This is a genomic window from Cupriavidus sp. GA3-3, assembly GCF_000389805.1.
GTDB lineage: Bacteria > Pseudomonadota > Gammaproteobacteria > Burkholderiales > Burkholderiaceae > Cupriavidus > Cupriavidus necator_D.
Map to the genome: position 1 here is coordinate 133,131 of NZ_KB944471.1, position 17,568 is coordinate 150,698.

General features: G+C 67.6%; 16 protein-coding genes. All 16 read right to left on the minus strand.

Going from position 1 to position 17,568, the window contains the following annotated elements; genetic code table 11:
• Positions 1-63: 63 nt before the first annotated feature.
• The 16 genes from C265_RS10605 to clpB all read right to left on the minus strand — a co-directional run bounded on the left by C265_RS10605 (position 64) and on the right by clpB (position 17,404).
• Entirely contained in the window at positions 64-1,239 is a 1,176-nt protein-coding gene (locus C265_RS10605; protein WP_011615567.1) for a sensor histidine kinase, read from the minus strand.
• Positions 1,240-1,299: 60 nt separating this feature from the next.
• The gene (locus tag C265_RS10610) at positions 1,300-1,668 is read right to left on the minus strand and encodes a terminase (RefSeq protein WP_010810506.1); all 369 of its coding nucleotides are present in this window, start codon (positions 1,666-1,668) and stop codon (positions 1,300-1,302) included.
• A gap of 267 nt (positions 1,669-1,935) precedes the next feature.
• A complete protein-coding gene (locus C265_RS10615; RefSeq protein ID WP_010810505.1) occupies positions 1,936-2,880 on the minus strand; it encodes a CysB family HTH-type transcriptional regulator in 945 nt (314 codons plus the stop codon).
• Positions 2,877-3,986 carry a sulfate/molybdate ABC transporter ATP-binding protein gene (locus tag C265_RS10620; RefSeq protein WP_010810504.1) on the minus strand — a complete coding sequence of 370 codons (1,110 nt, stop codon included), beginning with the start codon at positions 3,984-3,986 and terminating at the stop codon, positions 2,877-2,879. Before C265_RS10620 ends, C265_RS10615 begins: the two co-directional genes overlap by 4 nt.
• Positions 3,983-4,912, minus strand: coding sequence for a sulfate ABC transporter permease subunit CysW (gene cysW / locus C265_RS10625; RefSeq protein WP_010810503.1), 930 nt, complete (start codon positions 4,910-4,912; stop codon positions 3,983-3,985). Before cysW ends, C265_RS10620 begins: the two co-directional genes overlap by 4 nt.
• Before the next feature lies 1 nt (position 4,913).
• On the minus strand, positions 4,914-5,873 hold the full coding sequence (gene cysT, locus C265_RS10630; protein ID WP_037024088.1) for a sulfate ABC transporter permease subunit CysT: 960 nt from the start codon (positions 5,871-5,873) through the stop codon (positions 4,914-4,916).
• A 158-nt stretch (positions 5,874-6,031) separates the two neighbouring features.
• Positions 6,032-6,703, minus strand: a complete 672-nt coding sequence (locus C265_RS10635) for an alpha/beta hydrolase (protein WP_010810501.1) — start codon at positions 6,701-6,703, stop codon at positions 6,032-6,034.
• Positions 6,700-7,551, minus strand: a complete 852-nt coding sequence (locus tag C265_RS10640) for an EAL domain-containing protein (RefSeq protein WP_010810500.1) — start codon at positions 7,549-7,551, stop codon at positions 6,700-6,702. Before C265_RS10640 ends, C265_RS10635 begins: the two co-directional genes overlap by 4 nt.
• Positions 7,552-7,738: 187 nt before the next feature.
• On the minus strand, positions 7,739-8,650 hold the full coding sequence (locus C265_RS10645) for an ATP-binding cassette domain-containing protein (protein WP_010810499.1): 912 nt from the start codon (positions 8,648-8,650) through the stop codon (positions 7,739-7,741).
• 35 nt (positions 8,651-8,685) lie between these two features.
• Positions 8,686-9,489, minus strand: coding sequence for an aliphatic sulfonate ABC transporter permease SsuC (ssuC, locus tag C265_RS10650; RefSeq protein WP_011615571.1), 804 nt, complete (start codon positions 9,487-9,489; stop codon positions 8,686-8,688).
• A 13-nt stretch (positions 9,490-9,502) separates the two neighbouring features.
• On the minus strand, positions 9,503-10,666 hold the full coding sequence (gene ssuD / locus C265_RS10655) for an FMNH2-dependent alkanesulfonate monooxygenase (RefSeq protein WP_010810497.1): 1,164 nt from the start codon (positions 10,664-10,666) through the stop codon (positions 9,503-9,505).
• A 34-nt stretch (positions 10,667-10,700) separates the two neighbouring features.
• Complete coding sequence (locus C265_RS10660; protein WP_010810496.1) at positions 10,701-11,729, minus strand: sulfonate ABC transporter substrate-binding protein; 1,029 nt, start codon at positions 11,727-11,729, stop codon at positions 10,701-10,703.
• Between the two features lie 158 nt (positions 11,730-11,887).
• The gene (gene ssuE, locus C265_RS10665) at positions 11,888-12,511 is read right to left on the minus strand and encodes an NADPH-dependent FMN reductase (RefSeq protein WP_010810495.1); all 624 of its coding nucleotides are present in this window, start codon (positions 12,509-12,511) and stop codon (positions 11,888-11,890) included.
• 73 nt (positions 12,512-12,584) lie between these two features.
• On the minus strand, positions 12,585-13,589 hold the full coding sequence (locus tag C265_RS10670; protein WP_010810494.1) for a sulfate ABC transporter substrate-binding protein: 1,005 nt from the start codon (positions 13,587-13,589) through the stop codon (positions 12,585-12,587).
• A 408-nt stretch (positions 13,590-13,997) separates the two neighbouring features.
• The gene (locus tag C265_RS10675; protein WP_010810493.1) at positions 13,998-14,537 is read right to left on the minus strand and encodes a bacterioferritin; all 540 of its coding nucleotides are present in this window, start codon (positions 14,535-14,537) and stop codon (positions 13,998-14,000) included.
• A gap of 278 nt (positions 14,538-14,815) precedes the next feature.
• A complete protein-coding gene (gene clpB / locus C265_RS10680; RefSeq protein WP_010810492.1) occupies positions 14,816-17,404 on the minus strand; it encodes an ATP-dependent chaperone ClpB in 2,589 nt (862 codons plus the stop codon).
• Positions 17,405-17,568 lie beyond the last annotated feature (164 nt).

Sequence of the window (17,568 nt, forward strand, 5' to 3'; positions counted from 1 at the left end):
GCGGCACCGCCACGGGCGGTGCCAGCCGTTCGTCTTGTCAGGCTTGCTGGCAGGCGGGGCGCCTCAGAGCCGTTGCATGGCTGGGGCCGATACTGGCATGCCCTCCGGCACGCTGGTGACTGTCTGGGTCAGGGTGGGCGCTTCGGCCGGGCGCTCCAGCGGCAGCGTCAGCCGCACCACCACGCCGCGCGGGGTGTTCTCCTCCATCTGCATGGAGGCCGCCGCGCCGAAGATGCGCGCCAGCCGCTCGCGCACATGCGTGATGCCCAGGCCCGAGCCCTTGCCCGAGGCATGACCGAAGCCCACGCCGGTATCGGCGATGATGACCTGCACCGCATTGTCGCCGGCCGCGCGCGCCGACAGCCGGATATGGCCGCCGATCATGCAGGGCTCGATGCCGTGCGTGACCGCGTTTTCCACCAGCGGCTGGATCAGCATGGGCGGGATCTCCACCTTCGCCAGTTCGCGCGGCAGGTCGATGTCGAACGAGAGCCGCTGGCCGAAGCGCATGCCCTGGATGTCCAGGTAGCTGCGCAGCAGCTCGAACTCCTGCCGCAGCGTGCATTGCTCGGCGCGGGTATGCGCCAGCGACATGCGCAGGAAGCCGATCAGGCGCTGCAGCAGCTGGCGCGCGGCGGGCGGGTCGGTGGCGATCAGCCCGTCGAGGTTGGCCAGCGAGTTGAACAGGAAATGCGGCTCGATCTGCGCCTGCAGCGCCATCAGCTGTGCGCGCACCAGCTGCTTTTCGGCTTCCTCGCGCTGCAGGGCGTCCAGCGCGGCCTGGCGCTCCAGGGATGCGAGCTTCTCGCGCGACCAGTAGAAATAGATCATCGAGGCCGCGGCCAGCATGCCCACCACCAGGCACATGCGCAGCATGCCGCCGGCTTCGTCCGCCGACTTGGGCGGCAGGTCCAGCGCCACGCGCGTGGCCCAGCTGCCGAACACCACGCCCGCGGGCACCGCGGCGGCGGCCAGCAGCAGGAAGGGCCAGCGGCGCGGCCGGTCGTTCCACCAGATCACCACGCGCGGAATGTCGATCAGCACCCAGATCGACAAGCCGATCAGCTGGCTGTAGACAAAGTTGTGCCACAGGCTGCCGCCGGTCTGGAAGCCGTAGTTCAGGCTGATGGCGATCACCGAGTTCATGCACAGCACGAACAGCAGGTCGCGGCCGAGGATATTGAGCCGGGAGGGGATGGCGGTGGCGACGTTGGAGAAGCAGCGGTCCATGGCGTTCATGTTAGCGCGGACTGAGCCTGGCGCAACGGGAATGTGATGAGGCGGGCAGCGCGGGCCACCTCAGCCACCCTGCCCGGCACGCCGGCCGGCCAGCGCGCGCCACCATTGGCCGGACAGCACATAGCGCGGGAAGGTGATCCACTGCTCGGCCAGGATGCGGCCGGCGATGTCCGCCGGCCCGGCAAAGGGTTCCGGCGCGTGGGCTTCCAGCCGGTGCCCCCGGCCCTGCAGGGCCATCGACATGCCCATGCACACCAGCCCCAGCGCCACCGCCGGCAGGCTCAGGCGCAACAGGCCGTAGAGGCCCAGCACGGTGCCGGCCATGAACATCGGCACGGCCACGATATGCAGCAGCAGGTTGCGGGGATGCTGGTGGTTGCGGGCATAGCCGCGCCACTGCCAGCGCAGCAGCGGTTCGTCGTCGCGCATGATCGTCTCTGTCTCCCTTGTCCGGCCCTTGCAGACCGGCGGCCGCGCGCAAACTTTGTTGCACTGCGGTACACGTACGGCGCTCGCCGGATGGCAAGCCGCGGGCACGTGCAAGGAATGTACCCCTCACCCGGGCACGAAGAAAGTCTCTTGCGACGAACGGCGGGCACGGGGCGCGAACGGCACCGTGCCGGGGCGGACGGCGGCTGTCAGGCAGCGCCCGGGTGCCCCCTGCGCCGCCTGGCGATGGCCACAGCCAGGCCGGAATCAGGCCGCCAGGGCCTGGCGCTCCTGCTCGGACAGCGCGCTGCTGACGGTGTCGGGCGACAGGTGCGGCGCGAACATGTTGATAAAGGCGTGCGCATAGCCGCGCAGGTAGGCGCCCCGCCGCACCGCCACGCTGGTGGTGTTGGGCGCGAACAGGTGGTCGGCCGAGATCCGCACCAGGCCGGAATCCTTGCGCTCGTCATAGGCCATCGAGGCAATGATGCCCACGCCCAGGTCCAGTTCGGCGTAGGTCTTGATCACGTCGGCGTCCAGCGCGGTCAGCACGATCTCCGGCTGCAGGCCGGCCTCGGCAAAGGCGCTGTCGATCTTGCGGCGGCCGGTGAAGCCGGCGTCATAGGTGATGAGCTGGAAGCCGGCCACGTCTTCGAGCGTGGGCTCGGGCAGGCGCGTGAGCGGATGGCCGGGCGAGACCACCAGCACGTGCTGCCAACTGTAGGCCTCGAACGAGGTCAGCCCGGCCTCGGTGGCCAGGGCCTCGGTGGCGATGCCGATATCGGCCTGCCCCGTCAGCAGCAGCTCAACGATATGCGTGGGCGACGCCTCCTGCAGTGCCAGCGTCACATGCGGGTATTCGCGGCGGAAGGCCTGCACCACGCGCGGCAGTGCATAGCGTGCCTGGGTGTGGGTGGTGGCAACGGTCAGGCGGCCGGTATGGCGGCCGGCGTATTCGTCGCCGGCCTGGCGCAGGTTCTCGGCCTCCAGCAGCAGGCGTTCGACGATGCGCACGATCTCGCGCCCGGGCTCGGTCAGGCCGGTCAGGCGCTTGCCGTAGCGCTCGAAGATCTCCACGCCCAGTTCTTCTTCCAGCTCGCGGATCTGGCGCGACACGCCGGGCTGCGAGGTGTAGAGCGCGTTGGCGACTTCGGTCAGGTTGAACTGGCGGCGCACCGCCTCGCGGATCGATCGGAGTTGCTGGAAGTTCATGACGTCGCCTTTTCCTGTTGGGTGGACGTGGTACGCGGTTGCGTGAACACGCGCAGCTGGCGCGGGCGCACCGCGAGCAGTTCGCCTTCGCGGAAGCCCGCATGGCGGAAGCGCTCCAGCGGCAGCGCGACTTCAATCACGTCCTGGTTGTCTTCACGTTCAAGTTCAAGCTGCGCCACCGGGCCCAGCGTCAGCGCGCGGCGCAGCGTCACGGCAATGCCGTCGGCGCCGGGCGAATAGCGTTCCAGGTCGAGGTCATGGGGGCGCACATAGGCCACCGCGTCGCCGGCGGTTTCATGGCCGCTGCCGACCACCGGCAGCACCGCTTCACCGGTATGCAGCAGGCCGCCGCTCTCGCCCACTTCCAGCCGGCCGTGGAAGAGGTTCACGTTGCCGAGGAAGCCGAACACGAAGGGCGTGGCCGGATGGTTGTAGACGGCCTCGGGCGAGCCGTACTGCTCCACGTGGCCGCGGTTCATCAGCACCACCTGGTCGGCCACTTCCAGCGCCTCTTCCTGGTCATGGGTGACGAACACGCTGGTCACGTGCAGTTCATCGTGCAGGCGGCGCAGCCAGCGGCGCAGCTCCTTGCGCACCTTGGCATCGAGCGCGCCGAACGGTTCGTCCAGCAGCAGCACGCGCGGCTCCACCGCCAGCGCGCGAGCCAGCGCGATACGCTGGCGCTGCCCGCCGGAGAGCTGCGACGGGTAGCGGTCGGCGAGCCAGTCGAGCTGCACCAACTCCAGCAGCGAACGCACCTTGTCGCGGATCTGCGCTTCGCTCGGGCGCTCGGCGCGCGGCTTGACGCGCAGGCCGAAGGCCACGTTCTCGAACACGCTCATATGCTTGAACAGCGCGTAGTGCTGGAACACAAAGCCCACCTGGCGCTGGCGCACATGCTGGTCCGAGGCATCGCGCCCGGCCAGCACGATCTGGCCCGCATCGGCGCGCTCCAGGCCGGCGATGATGCGCAACAGCGTGGTCTTGCCGCAGCCGGACGGCCCCAGCAGCGCGGTCAGCTCGCCTTCGTCGAAATCGAGCGAGACGTTGTCCAGCGCGACAAAGTCGCCAAAGCGCTTCTCTACGTTCTTGACCTGGATGCTCATGATGCTTGTCCTTGCAAACTTGCCAGCGGCCGCTCTGGTGCAGCCTCTTCGGTTTCCTTGCGGGCGCGCAATTCCACCAGCGTCTTGATGCCGAGCGTGACCAGCGCCAGCAGCGTCAGCAGCGAAGCCACCGCAAAGGCCGCCGCGAAGTTGTACTCGTTGTAGAGGATCTCAACATGCAGCGGCATGGTGTTGGTCAGCCCGCGGATATGGCCCGATACCACCGAGACCGCACCGAACTCGCCCATCGCCCGCGCATTGCACAGGATCACGCCATACAGCAGGCCCCAGCGGATATTGGGCAGCGTGATATGGCGGAAGGTCTGCCAGCCCGAGGCGCCCAGCACGATCGCGGCCTCTTCCTCTTCACTGCCCTGCGCCTGCATCAGCGGGATCAGCTCGCGCGCAACAAAGGGGAAGGTCACGAAGATGGTGGCCAGCACGATGCCCGGCACCGCGAACATGATCTTGATGTCGTGCGCTTCCAGCCACGGTCCCAGCCAGCCCTGCGCACCGAACAGCAGCACGTAGACCAGGCCGGAAATCACCGGCGACACCGAGAACGGCAGGTCGATCAGCGTGATCAGCAGGTTCTTGCCGCGGAAGTCGAACTTGGCGATGGCCCAGGCCGCCGCCACGCCGAACACCACGTTCAGCGGCACCGCGATCGCCGCCACCGTCAGCGTGAGCTGGATCGCGGCGAGTGCGTCGGGTTCGATCAACGCTTCCCAGTAGGTCTGCACGCCCTTGCGCAAGGCTTCATAGAACACCGAAGCCAGCGGCACGAACAGGAACAGCGTGAGGAACAGCACCGCCACCGTGATCAGCGTGTAGCGTACCCACGGCGCTTCGCCGGTAGCGTCAAACCTGTGATGGGCCTGGGCGTTGGCTTGCCCGCCCAGGCGTCCCGCAACTGCGCCGGCCATGTCAGAACTCCTTGCCCGTGGCGGGCGCTTCAGGTGCCAGCGCGGCGCGCACACCGGATTGATGGCGGCGCGTCCAGGCCTGCAGCAGGTTGATCAGCAGCAGCAGCCCGAAGGAAATCACCAGCATCACCACCGCCACCGCGGTGGCGCCGGCGTAGTCGTATTGCTCCAGCTTGGAATAGATCATCAGCGGCGCGATCTCGGACACCATCGGCATGTTGCCGGAGATAAAGACCACCGAGCCGTACTCGCCGGTGGCGCGCGCGAACGATAGCGCAAACCCCGTCAGCAGCGCCGGCAGGATGGCGGGCAGGATCACGCGCTGGAAAGTCTGCAGGCGGTTGGCGCCGAGGCTGGCAGCGGCCTCCTCCAGCTCCTGCTCAACATCCTCCAGCACCGGCTGCACCGTGCGCACCACGAACGGCAGGCCGATAAAGGTCAGCGCCACCACCACGCCCAGCGGCGTAAACGCGACCTTGATGCCAAGCGGCTCGAGATAGCGGCCGATCCAGCCATTACCGGCAAACAGCGCCGTCAGCGCGATACCGGCCACCGCAGTGGGCAGCGCGAACGGCAGGTCCACCAGCGCGTCGATCAGGCGCTTGCCCGGGAAGCGGTAGCGCACCAGCACCCAGGCAACCACCAGCCCGAACACCGTATTGACGATGGCCGCCACCAGCGACGCGCCAAAGCTCAGCTGCAGCGACGCCACCACGCGCGGCGCCGTGACCGAGGTCCAGAACGCGTCCCACGTCATCGTGAAGGTCTTCAGGAACGTGGCCGACAGCGGGATCAGGACGATCAGCGTCAGGTAGAACAACGTGAAGCCCAGCGACAGGCCGAAGCCGGGCAGCACCGTAAAACGCTGCCTAGACGGCCTGCGCGGCGCGCGCGCGGCGCCGGAATCAGGGGCGCGAGGGGCGGCTGGCGGCGTGTCCGCGAGGGAAATGGATGGAGGCATGTCGTCTCGTCTGTGAGCGGTGCGCCGCCGGACCATGATGGCTGGCCCCGGCGGGCCGTTCTTTATGACGCCAGCGCATATTGCGCCGGCCTACGAGACAGATTCTGCAGAGTCATCCTTATAAACAGAACGAATCTTTATGAATTTTCTTAGACGGTTTAGATATAAGGGATAGTAGACACTACCTCGATGCCCGACTCCCAGGCGCCGGATGATTCACTTATGGAGCCGGTATCGCCTGCCTGCGCGATACGCTGGATCAGGGTATCGAGCAGCGCGAGGCCTTCAGGCCACTCGCCCAGTGCGGAATCGGCATTGATGTGGCCCAGGCTGCCCGCATCGACCAGTTCACTGCCCCACAGCGTGCCCCAGCTGAAAGCGGTGCGCTGCGGCATCCAGGGGTCGTTGCGGCTGGCGACCAGGATGGTCGGGAACGGCAGCCGGTAGGTCGGCAGCAGCGCCGCCACGCCAAATTTGTCCGGATCTGCCGGCGCCACCAGCAATGCGCCGGCAATGCCGACCGGATCCAGCGCCGCCTGGCGCAACGACGCCAGGCAGCCGAAGCTGTGCGCCACCAGCACCGCGCCGCGCGCGGCCACGCGCTGGGCGCGCATCACGCCTTCGGAGACGCGCTCGGCCCACAGCGGCAGGCTGGGGCGCGACCAGTCGTGCTGCTCCACCCGCTGCCAGTCGGGGAAGCGCTGCTCCCAGCGGCTCTGCCAGTGTCCCGGGCCGCTGCCGTGCAGCCCCGGTACAGTCAGCACCTGCAGGTGCCGCGGAATGTCCAGGCGCGTGCCATGGCCGCCGGATAGCCGGTTCGCTTGGGTCATACCACCTCCTTGTCCAATGCATGCGCGGCGCTCGCCAGGCCTGTGCGCAGCCCTGCCGCACTGACCGGCGCGCCGGCGAAGGCGCCCTGCCCCAGGCCGATGCCCGCGGCCTGCAGGCGCTCGACGCTTTCGGCGTTCTGCAGGCGCCGCCCGATCAGCGTTACGCCGGCGTTGGCCGCGCTGGCACGCAGGCCCGACAGCTGGCGGTCGGTCCAGGTGCGGCGCATGTCCAGCTTGAGCCAGTCCGGCAACGCGTGCGCCATCAGCGCACCGGCTTCCGCCGGATCCGACGCCTGCAGGCTTACCGCGAAGCCGTTGCGCCGATAGTTGCCAACGACATGCAATAGCAATGCCAGGTCGTCATTGGCGCTGGCCGGCACCTGGATCACAAAGCGCTCCAGCGGCAGCCCCAGCGACTGCAATGCGCGCCGGAAGGCAGCGCCGTGGTCATCGGTGACCGCGGCCAGCAGCCGGTTATGCACGTTCAGCACCAGCTTGTGCTCGCCCTCGGCGGCAAAGTAGTTGATGGCATGCAGCAGGCGCGAAAGCCGGTCCAGCGACACCAGGGTGTTGTCGTCGGCCGCCATCGCAAACAGCTTCCATGCCGCCAGGCCCACGCCGTCCTCTGCGTAGGTGTGGATCGAACCTTCATGCGCCACCACCTGCCGGTCTGCCAGCGTCACCAGCGGCTCGAACGCGCTGGTCAGCGAGCAGTTGAAGAACTGGCCCTGCACCTGCCCGCGCGCGTCGCGCCACAATTGCCGGTCAGCCAGCGGCTGGCGCGGCAGCGATTCCAGATAACGTTGGAGCGCAGGCACTGCGCCCGCGGGTTCATGCACGCCTGGCATGGCATTCCTTGGGTTGACCGGGCCCCTCGGCCCCTTGGTCGGATTAGTGATGACGGGCGCGCCATGCGCCCTCTGTGCGGTCGCACCGCATCGGCCTGCCTGCTCATGATAGGAGGTCAGCGCGCGCGAGCGAATGAAGATTACGGCCTGTCGATATGCGCGGCGCACATTGCCGCGGGTGGCACGGTCACGCTGCCCAGCTCACGTTCAGCGGCGCGGTCGTGGCGGCCGGGTCGGCATGCGCACCTGCATGCGACGGTACCTGCGCCTGCGGCGCTTGCCGCATCACCCGCTGCAGCACCGCGGCCTCCAGCTGCGCAAAGCCCGCCGCGCCGCGTTCGCGCGGGCGCGCCAGCGCCACGCGCTCATCCATGGCAATGCGGCCGTCCTCGATCAGCACGATGCGGTCGGCCAGCGCCACTGCCTCCGACACATCGTGCGTAACCAGCAGCGCCGTGAAGCCAAGGCGGCGCCACAGCGATTCGATCAGCCCCTGCATCTCGATGCGCGTGAGCGCGTCCAGCGCGCCCAGCGGTTCATCCAGCAGCAACAACTGCGGGTGGTGAACCAGCGCGCGCGCCAGGGCCACGCGCTGGCGCTGGCCGCCGGAAAGCCGCGCGGGCCACTCCCTGGCGCGGTCGGCCAGGCCCACCTGCGCCAGCACATCGGCGGCTTCACCGCGGCGTGTGCGCGGCAGGCCCAGCGCGACGTTGTCCAGCACGCGCTTCCACGGCAGCAGCCTTGCGTCCTGGAACATCACGCGCACGTCGGCGTGCCGCGCGCGGCCTTTCGCCGCGGATTCACCGTCGACGGTGATACTGCCGCCATCGGCTGCTTCCAGTCCCGCCACCAGCCGCAGCAGCGTGCTCTTGCCGCAGCCGCTGCGCCCGACAATCGCCAGGAACTCGCCCGGCGCCACGTCCAGCGCCACGTTGTGCAGCACTTCGCGGCCGTCATAGCGCTTGACCACCTGGCGCACGTGCAGCGCCACGCCACCTGCCTTGCGCGGCGCCTCTGCCGCCGGCTGTGCCGCCTCGCGGCGCGCGAGGCCCGCTTCCAGTTCCACCAGCGCAGCCTGCTCTACCGGATACATCTGCATCTCGATCTCCTTGCTTGATTGGGACGACGGGCCGGTCAGGCCGCGGCGTAGCCCGGATGCCAGCGCAGCCAGTAGCGCTCCAGCCCGCGCGACAGCCAGTCGGCCAGCTTGCCCAGCAGCGCATAGAGCAGGATGCCCACCAGCACCACGTCGGTTTGCAGGAACTCACGCGCGTTCATGGTCATGTAGCCGATGCCCGATTGCGCGGAGATGGTCTCCGCCACGATCAGCACCACCCACATCAACCCGAGCGCGAAACGCACGCCTACCAGGATGCCCGGTAGCGCGCCGGGCAGGATGACCTCGCGGTACAGCTGCCAGCCGGACAGGCCGTAGCTGCGCGCCATCTCCACCAGCCCCGTATCGACCGAGCGGATGCCGTGATACGTGTTCAGGTAGACCGGGAAGAACACGCCCAGCGACACCAGGAACAGCTTGGCGGTCTCGTCGATGCCGAACCACAGGATCACCAGCGGGATCAAGGCCAGCGCCGGGATATTGCGCACCATCTGCAGCGAGCTGTCGAGCAGCGTGGCCGCGGTGCGGAAGGTGCCGGTCAGCAGCCCCAGCAGCAGGCCCAGCCCGCCGCCGATGGCAAACCCCACCAGCGCGCGCCAGGTGCTGACCCCGACGTGCTTCCACAGGTCGCCCGAGCGCGCCAGCTCCCACGCGGCCTGCACCACGGCCAGCGGGGCCGGCAGCACGCGGCTGGAGAGCCAGCCGTTCTGCGAGGCCAGCTGCCAGACAACGATCAGCAGCACCGGCACGATCCACGGAGCCAGCGCGCGCGCCAGCGCCCGAGGTCCCTGGCGCAGCGGCTGCAATAGAGGAGCGTTCATGGTTGCCCTCCCCTCAGCTCTGCGCGGCGCGCGGCACGATGCCAGTCGCCATGACTTCGCCGAACGGGCCCGACAGCACCTTGCCCGGCAGCTTGTCGCGCACCGAGCGCGGCAGCAGCGGGAACACCAGTTCGGCAAAGCGGTAGGTCTCTTCCAGGTGCGGGTAGCCGGACAGCACGAAGGTGTCGATGCCCAGCTCGGCGTATTCACGCATGCGCTCGGCCACGGTGTGCGGATCGCCGACCAGCGCGGTGCCGGCACCGCCGCGCACCAGGCCAACGCCAGCCCACAGGTTGGGGCTGATCTCCAGCGCCTCGCGCGTGCGGCGCGCGCCGCCCGCGTGCAGCGCGGCCATGCGGCGCTGCCCTTCGGAATCCATCTTGGCGAACACGGCTTGCGCACGCGCCACGGTCTCGTCATCGAGCCGGCTGATCAGGTCGTCCGCGGCAGCCCAGGCGGCGGCTTCGGTCTCGCGCACGATCACATGCAGGCGGATACCGAACTTCACCGTGCGGCCATGACGCGCGGCCTGCCGGCGCACGTCGTCGAGCTTCTGCGCCACGTCAGCGGGCGGCTCGCCCCAGGTCAGGTAGGTATCGACCTGCTCGCCGGCCAGCGCATGCGCCGGCGCCGACGAACCGCCGAAGTACACCGGCGGATGCGGTTGCTGCAGCGGCGGATAAAGGACGGTGGCCCCCTTCACGCTCAGGTGCTTGCCCTCGTAGTCCACCTTGTCGCCGTCATGGCTGGCGGCCAGCACCTGGCGCCAGATGCGCAGGAACTCGGCCGAGGCCTCGTAGCGCGCGGTGTGGTCCAGGAACAGGCCATCGCCTTCCAGCTCGGCGGTATCGCCACCGGTGACCAGGTTGATCAGCAGCCGGCCGTTGGAGATGCGGTCGAAGGTTGCCGCCATCCGTGCAGCCAGCGTCGGCGCCATCAGGCCGGGGCGCACCGCGACCAGGAATTTCAGGCGCTGCGTGACGGCGGCCAGGGCCGATGCGGCCACCCATGGGTCTTCGCATGAGCGCCCGGTCGGGATCAGCACGCCTTCGTAGCCCAGCGTATCGGCGGCGACGGCAACCTGCTTCAGGTAATCGAAGCTGACCTCGCGCGCGCCTTCCGAAGTGCCGAGGTAGCGGCTGTCGCCGTGGGTGGGGATGAACCAGAATACTTGCATGTCGTTGTCCTATTGTTCTTGCCGATGGAGGTGGCTATCGCTTCGCCTGCTGCTGCGGCACGTCCCAGCGCGCATCGGCCACCTTGACTGGCCTGGGGATCAGCTTGAGCGAGTGGAAGGCGTCGGCGATGCGCTGCTGCTCGGCCAGCACCCCGGCGCTGACCGGGCGTGCGCCGTACGAGAAGCGCGAAACGGCGAGCTCAAGCACATCGGCCGGCAGCCCGGTTTCGCCGGTCAGCACCGTGGTGGCCTCCTTTGGGTTGCTTTGCGCCCAGGTGCCCAGCGTGGCCAGTTCGTCCAGGATCAGGCTGACGATCTCCGGCTTGGCTTGTGCATAGGGGCGCGAGGCCAGGTAGAACTGATGGTTGCTGACCACGTTCTTGCCGTCCGCGCCGCGGCCATCGGCGAGCACGCGCGCACCCAGTTGCTTCTCGGCTGCGGCGAGGAACGGGTCCCAGATCACCCAGGCATCGACCGCGCCGCGCTCGAAGGCGGCACGCGCATCCGCCGGCGGCAGGTAGACCGGCTGGATCTCGCTGTAAGGGATGCCGGCCTTCTCCAGCTGGCGCACCAGCAGGTAATGCACGTTCGAGCCCTTGTTCAGCGCCACGCGCTTGCCGCGCAGTTCCGCCACCGAACGGATCGCCGAGCCCTTGGGCACGACGATGGCTTCCGCCACCGGCGCCGGCGGCTCATTGCCGACGTAGACCAGCTGCGCCCCCGCGGCCTGCGCAAAGATCGGCGGCGCCTCGCCGACGGTGCCGAAATCGACGGCACCGACGTTCAGCCCCTCAAGCAGTTGCGGGCCGGCGGGGAACTCGGTCCATTTGACGGTGATGCCTTGCGGCACCAGACGCTTTTCCAGCGTGCCGCGCGCCTTCAGCAGCGTCAGCGTGCCGTACTTCTGGTAGCCGATGCGCAGCACCTTGGGGTCGATGTTCTTCGACTGCGCTTCGGCGCGGCCGGGCAGTAGCCCATAGGCCAGGCCGGTGGCAAGCACCAGCGCGGCGGTAATCAGGCGGCGGCGCTGGTTGGCCGTGCGCAACGGGTTCGTCAGTGTCATGCGATGTCCTCCATGGCCCGGGGCAATGCCCTGCTGGCCGGATTGATGTCCAGGATGGCTGCGGCAGCACGCATCCCTGCCGGCCCCGCGTGGCGGGTGGCATGGCGTCGCTGCCGTCGCGCCGGGCAGGCCGGCGCCACTTCAGTCAATCAGTCAGTTCAGGCGGAACATCGCTCGGCCACCGCGATCGCGGCGGCACGCTGGACCAGGGCGCCGGGCACCACGTCGAGCGGCACCTCGATGCGGGAATGCGCCAGCGCATCGCGCACGCGCAGCACGCCCTCGTCCAGGCGCGCGGACAGCGCGGCATCGAAGCGCGCCTGGCGCACGCCGGCGGCGTCAAAGGATTCGATCTGCTGGTCCACGGCAAAGATGCCGGGCAGGATCTGGCGCGAGCCCAGCGCGGACAGCACCGGGCGCAGCGCGTAGTCGATCGCCAGCGCATGGGCCAGGCTGCCGCCGGTGGCAATCGGGAGCACGATCTTGTCGCGCAGGCCGGTCTGCGGCAGCAGGTCCAGGAAGGCCTTGAGCAGGCCGCTGTAGGCGGCCTTGTAGACCGGCGTGGCCAGTACCACCACCTGCGCCTCGGACACGGCATGCGTGGCGGCGGCGATGACGGGGTCGTCCACGCGTGCCGCCAGCAGCGGACCCGCCGGCAGTTCGCGCAGGTCGAGGTGGCGGGTGCGTTCGCCGGCAGCCTCGAGCGTGGCACGCAGGTGCGCCAGCACCAGGCCGGAGCGGGACTGGACCGACGGGCTGCCGGAGAGCGTCAGGATGGACATCGGGCTTCCTTCTTCTGATGGACCGGTCGGCGCCGCGGCCGCCCCACGCGGCCCGGCGCGCCGGTCTCGTGGGTTATTTCTTGCCGGGCTGGTAGATCTGGTCGAACGTGCCGCCATCGGCAAAGTGGGTCTTCTGGGCTTTCTGCCAGCCGCCGAAGGCTTCATCGATGGTGAACAGCTTCACCTTGGGGAAGTTGGCCGCGTACTTGGCCGCCACCTTCTGCGAGATCGGGCGGTAGTAGTTCTTGGCCGCGATCTCCTGGCCCTCGTCGGTGTACAGGAACTGCAGGTAGGCCTCGGCCGCCTTGCGCGTGCCCTTCTTGTCGACCACCTTGTCGACCACCGCCACCGGCGGCTCGGCCAGGATCGACACCGACGGCGCGACAATGTCGAACTTGTCCGGGCCCAGTTCCTTGATCGCCAGAATGGCTTCGTTCTCCCACGCGATCAGCACATCGCCCAGGCCGCGCTCGACAAAGGTGGTGGTGGCGCCGCGCGCGCCCGAATCCAGCACCGGCACATGCTTGAGCAGCTCGCCCACGAACTCGCGCGCCTTGACGTCATTGCCGCCCGGCTGGCGCAGCGCGTAGCCCCACGCCGCCAGATAGTTCCAGCGTGCGCCGCCCGAGGTCTTGGGATTGGGCGTGATCACCTGCACGCCCGGCTTGACCAGGTCGCCCCAGTCCTTGATGCCCTTGGGATTGCCCTTGCGCACCAGGAACACGATGGTCGAGGTGTACGGCGAGGCGTTGTGCGGCAGGCGCTTCTGCCAGTCCGGCTTGATCAGGCCCTTGTCCGCGATGGCGTCGATGTCATAGCCCAGCGCCAGCGTCACCACGTCGGCATCCAGCCCGTCGATCACCGAGCGCGCCTGCTTGCCCGAGCCGCCGTGCGACTGGCGCACGGTCACGGCGTCGCCGCCCTGGGCCTTCCAGGCCTTGGCAAAGGCGGCATTGACATCGACATACAGCTCGCGTGTCGGATCGTAGGAAACGTTCAGCAGGTTGGCGGCCGCAGCGGTCTGCGCCGCGCTCAGGGCGCCAAGTACGGCCAGGCTGATAGCCAGTTTGCGGATCATCTTGTGTTGCTCCCGTCAGTGTCGTGAATGGGCGCGAGGCGCCTCTTGCCTTGTCCGCCTTGGGTGGCGGACTTGTGTCAGGAGCAAGACTACCGAGGGGGCTATCTGAACGGAACGAATGGTTTCGCCGATCCTTTGCTGTTTTTTGCATAAGATCGGACGGAAATATGGACATGCCGGCGCACGGGGCATGCGGCATCGCTGAGCGGAAGGAGGATGATGGGTCACGCCCCAAAAAGAAAACGCCCGCACCGGCAAGCCGGTGCGGGCGAAGTTTCCGTTCTGGAAACGGGTAGACAAGTCATGAAGAGCGCCCCCGCATCTCCATGACAGGACGAATGTTATCGGCTTGCCTGCGACCTGGGGTTGATCAAGGTCAAGTGCGGGCCAGCCTGCCGCGCCTGCGCCTCAGCCGCCCTGGCGGGCGAGCAGGTCAGCCATTTCGTCGGCATGCTCCTCTTCCACCGCCAGGATGCCCTCCATCATCCGGCGCGAGGTCGGATCGCGTTCTCCCAGGAACTGGATGATCTCGCGATAGCTGTCGATGGCGATGCGCTCGGCCACCAGGTCTTCCTTGATCATTTCCGTCAGCGAAGTACCCGCCACATATTCAGCATGGGAGCGGCTGGTCAGGCCGTCGGGTGCGAAGTCGGGCTCGCCGCCAAGCTGGACGATGCGCTCGGCGATCTGGTCGGCATGGCCTTGTTCTTCATTGGAATGGGCCAGGAATTCATCGGCGACGCTCTTCGAGTTGGGCCCCTTGGCCATGTAGTAGTGTCGGCGATAGCGCAGCACGCAGACGATTTCGGTGGCCAGCGCATCGTTGAGCAGCTTCAGCACGGTATCGCGATCCGCGGCATAGCCCGCGGTCACGGCGCCATCGTCGATGTGCTTGCGGGCGCGCTCGCGCAATGTCTTGACGTCAGAGAGGAAAGGCTTGTCGGTCATTGAAGGGCTCCTTGGGGATGGGGCTGCGTCAGCGCAGCGCCTTGTACGGAAACTCAACCCTTCCGCAACGCGAGAAGTGTGCCACTCGGCGGATGGCGCGGAACGGCGCGGCTGGCGACGACCCGCGGCATCGTGGCGTGAAAAAATTGCACGGGACGGGACCGCCTTACACGCAACGCGCGATGGCAAGACGAAAAAAAGCCCCTGCGATGCAGCGCAGGGGCCTGACCATGATCGACCGCCTGTGTGCTCCGGCAGTCGATCGAGCCACGGTAGCCTTAGTCCAGCTTCCGCCCGAACGTGAACTCCCCGTCGACATAATCCACCGGCACCACATCCTTGGCGGCGAACTTGCCTTCCAGGATCGCCCGGGCCACCGGGTTCTCGATCTGCTGCTGAATCGCCCGCTTGAGCGGACGCGCGCCAAACACCGGGTCGTAGCCTGCGCTGGCGATCTTCTCCAGCGCCGTCTCGCTCACCTCCAGCGTCATGTCCATGCGGGCCAGGCGGGCCTGCAGGCGTTGCAGCTGGATGCGTGCGATCGACTCGATATGCTTCTGGTCGAGCGCGTGGAACACCACCACTTCATCGATCCGGTTCAGGAACTCCGGCCGGAAATGCGTGCGCACTTCCTGCCAGACCGCACCCTTGATCGCTTCCTGCGGCTCGCCGGTCATCGACTGGATGATCTGCGAACCCAGGTTGGACGTCATCACGATCACCGTGTTCTTGAAGTCCACGGTGCGGCCCTGGCCATCGGTCAGGCGGCCGTCGTCCAGCACCTGCAGCAGCACGTTGAAGACGTCCGGGTGGGCCTTCTCGACTTCATCCAGCAGCACCACGCTGTACGGCTTGCGGCGCACGGCCTCGGTCAGGTAGCCGCCTTCCTCGTAGCCCACGTATCCGGGCGGCGCGCCGATCAGGCGGCTGACGCTGTGCTTCTCCATGAATTCGCTCATGTCGATGCGGATCAGGTGCTCTTCCGAATCGAACATGAACTCGGCCAGGGCCTTGCACAACTCGGTCTTGCCGACGCCGGTCGGGCCCAGGAACAGGAACGAGCCATAGGGCCGGTTCTCGTCCGCAAGCCCGGCACGCGAACGGCGGATGGCATCGGACACCAGCCGCACGGCTTCGTCCTGGCCGACCACGCGCCCATGCAGCCGGTCTTCCATCTTGAGCAGCTTCTCGCGCTCGCCCTGCATCATCTTCGATACCGGGATGCCGGTGGCGCGGCTTACCACTTCGGCGATTTCCTCGGCGCCCACCTGGGTGCGCAGCAGCTTGTTGGGCTGCTTCTGCTCGCTGGCCTCGGCATCGGTCGCGGCCTTGAGCTTGCCTTCCAGGCCCGGCAGCTTGCCGTATTGCAGCTCGGCCACCTTGTCCAGCTTGCCTTCGCGCTGCAGCTTGGCGATCTCCAGCTTGACCTTCTCGATCTCTTCCTTGAGCGCGGCCGTGCCCTGCGCGGCGCCCTTCTCGGCTTTCCAGATCTCGTCCAGGTCGGCGTACTCCTTCTCCAGGCGCGCGATTTCCTGCTCGATCAGCTCCAGGCGCTTCATCGACGCCTCATCGGTCTCTTTCTTGACCGCCTCGCGCTCGATCTTCAGCTGGATGGTGCGGCGCTCGAGCTTGTCCATCGACTCCGGCTTGGAATCGATTTCCATCTTGATGCGCGCGGCCGCCTCGTCGATCAGGTCGATCGCCTTGTCGGGAAGGAAGCGGTCGGTGATATAGCGATGCGACAGCTCCGCCGCGGCGACGATGGCCGGGTCGGTGATTTCCACGCCGTGGTGCAGCTCATACTTTTCCTGCAGCCCGCGCAGGATGGCAATGGTGGCTTCAACGCTCGGCTCATCGACCAGCACCTTCTGGAAGCGGCGCTCCAGCGCGGCGTCCTTCTCGATGTACTTGCGGTACTCGTCCAGCGTGGTCGCGCCGATGCAGTGCAGCTCGCCGCGCGCGAGCGCCGGCTTGAGCATGTTGCCCGCGTCTATCGCGCCCTCGGCCTTGCCGGCGCCGACCATGGTGTGGATCTCGTCGATGAAGACGATGGTCTGGCCCTCGTCCTTGGCGACGTCGTTCAGCACCGCTTTCAGGCGCTCCTCGAACTCGCCGCGGTACTTGGCGCCGGCCAGCAGGCCGGCCATGTCCAGCACCAGCACGCGCTTGTTCTTCAGGCTCTCCGGCACTTCGCCGTTGACGATGCGCTGCGCCAGGCCTTCCACGATGGCGGTCTTGCCCACGCCCGGCTCGCCGATCAGCACCGGGTTGTTCTTGGTGCGGCGCTGCAGGATCTGGATGGCGCGGCGGATCTCGTCGTCACGGCCGATCACGGGATCGAGCTTGCCGATGCGGGCGCGCTCGGTCAGGTCGATGGTGTACTTCTTGAGGGCCTCGCGCTGGCCCTCGGCCTCGGCGCTGTTGACCGAATCGCCGCCGCGCACGGCCTGGATGGCCGACTCGAGCGACTTGCGGTTCAGGCCGTTTTCACGCGCGATGCGGCCGGCGTCGCCCTTGTCGTCGGCGACGGCCAGCAGGAACAGCTCGCTGGCGATGAACTGGTCGCCGCGCTTGATGGCTTCCTTCTCGGTGGCGTTGAGCAGGTTGACCAGGTCGCGGCCGATCTGGACCTCGCTGGTGCCCTGCACTTGCGGCAGGCGCTTGATGGCGGCGTCGAGCGCCGTCTGCAGGCCCTGCACGTTGACGCCGGCGCGCGCCAGCAGCGCCTTGGCGGCGCCGTCGTCCTGCGCCAGCAGTGCGCGCAGCAGGTGCTGCGGTTCGATGTATTGGTTGTCGTTGCCCAGTGCCAGGCTTTGCGCATCAGCCAGTGCTTCCTGGAACCGGGTGGTCAGCTTGTCAAGACGCATAAGGATTCCCTCTCTCGGATAAGGTCGTGTCCTGATGCGGGGGCGTCGGCGCCGGTCTTCGCTGCCGGAGCGCCCGTATGCCCTGCCGGACACTGGATGTCTTTCCGAAAGATAAGGCTTTGTCGCGACATTTCAAGGCCGCGCCGGCAAGCAATGACCCCGAT

Bases quoted from the DNA above. Each gene is read 5' to 3' on its own strand.
- C265_RS10605 (WP_011615567.1), bottom strand. From the start codon at position 1,239: ATGAACGCCATGGACCGCTGCTTCTCCAACGTCGCCACCGCCATCCCC.
- C265_RS10610 (WP_010810506.1), bottom strand. From the start codon at position 1,668: ATGCGCGACGACGAACCGCTGCTGCGCTGGCAGTGGCGCGGCTATGCC.
- C265_RS10615 (WP_010810505.1), bottom strand. From the start codon at position 2,880: ATGAACTTCCAGCAACTCCGATCGATCCGCGAGGCGGTGCGCCGCCAG.
- C265_RS10620 (WP_010810504.1), bottom strand. From the start codon at position 3,986: ATGAGCATCCAGGTCAAGAACGTAGAGAAGCGCTTTGGCGACTTTGTC.
- cysW (WP_010810503.1), bottom strand. From the start codon at position 4,912: ATGGCCGGCGCAGTTGCGGGACGCCTGGGCGGGCAAGCCAACGCCCAG.
- cysT (WP_037024088.1), bottom strand. From the start codon at position 5,873: ATGCCTCCATCCATTTCCCTCGCGGACACGCCGCCAGCCGCCCCTCGC.
- C265_RS10635 (WP_010810501.1), bottom strand. From the start codon at position 6,703: ATGACCCAAGCGAACCGGCTATCCGGCGGCCATGGCACGCGCCTGGAC.
- C265_RS10640 (WP_010810500.1), bottom strand. From the start codon at position 7,551: ATGCCAGGCGTGCATGAACCCGCGGGCGCAGTGCCTGCGCTCCAACGT.
- C265_RS10645 (WP_010810499.1), bottom strand. From the start codon at position 8,650: ATGCAGATGTATCCGGTAGAGCAGGCTGCGCTGGTGGAACTGGAAGCG.
- ssuC (WP_011615571.1), bottom strand. From the start codon at position 9,489: ATGAACGCTCCTCTATTGCAGCCGCTGCGCCAGGGACCTCGGGCGCTG.
- ssuD (WP_010810497.1), bottom strand. From the start codon at position 10,666: ATGCAAGTATTCTGGTTCATCCCCACCCACGGCGACAGCCGCTACCTC.
- C265_RS10660 (WP_010810496.1), bottom strand. From the start codon at position 11,729: ATGACACTGACGAACCCGTTGCGCACGGCCAACCAGCGCCGCCGCCTG.
- ssuE (WP_010810495.1), bottom strand. From the start codon at position 12,511: ATGTCCATCCTGACGCTCTCCGGCAGCCCGTCGGTCCAGTCCCGCTCC.
- C265_RS10670 (WP_010810494.1), bottom strand. From the start codon at position 13,589: ATGATCCGCAAACTGGCTATCAGCCTGGCCGTACTTGGCGCCCTGAGC.
- C265_RS10675 (WP_010810493.1), bottom strand. From the start codon at position 14,537: ATGACCGACAAGCCTTTCCTCTCTGACGTCAAGACATTGCGCGAGCGC.
- clpB (WP_010810492.1), bottom strand. From the start codon at position 17,404: ATGCGTCTTGACAAGCTGACCACCCGGTTCCAGGAAGCACTGGCTGAT.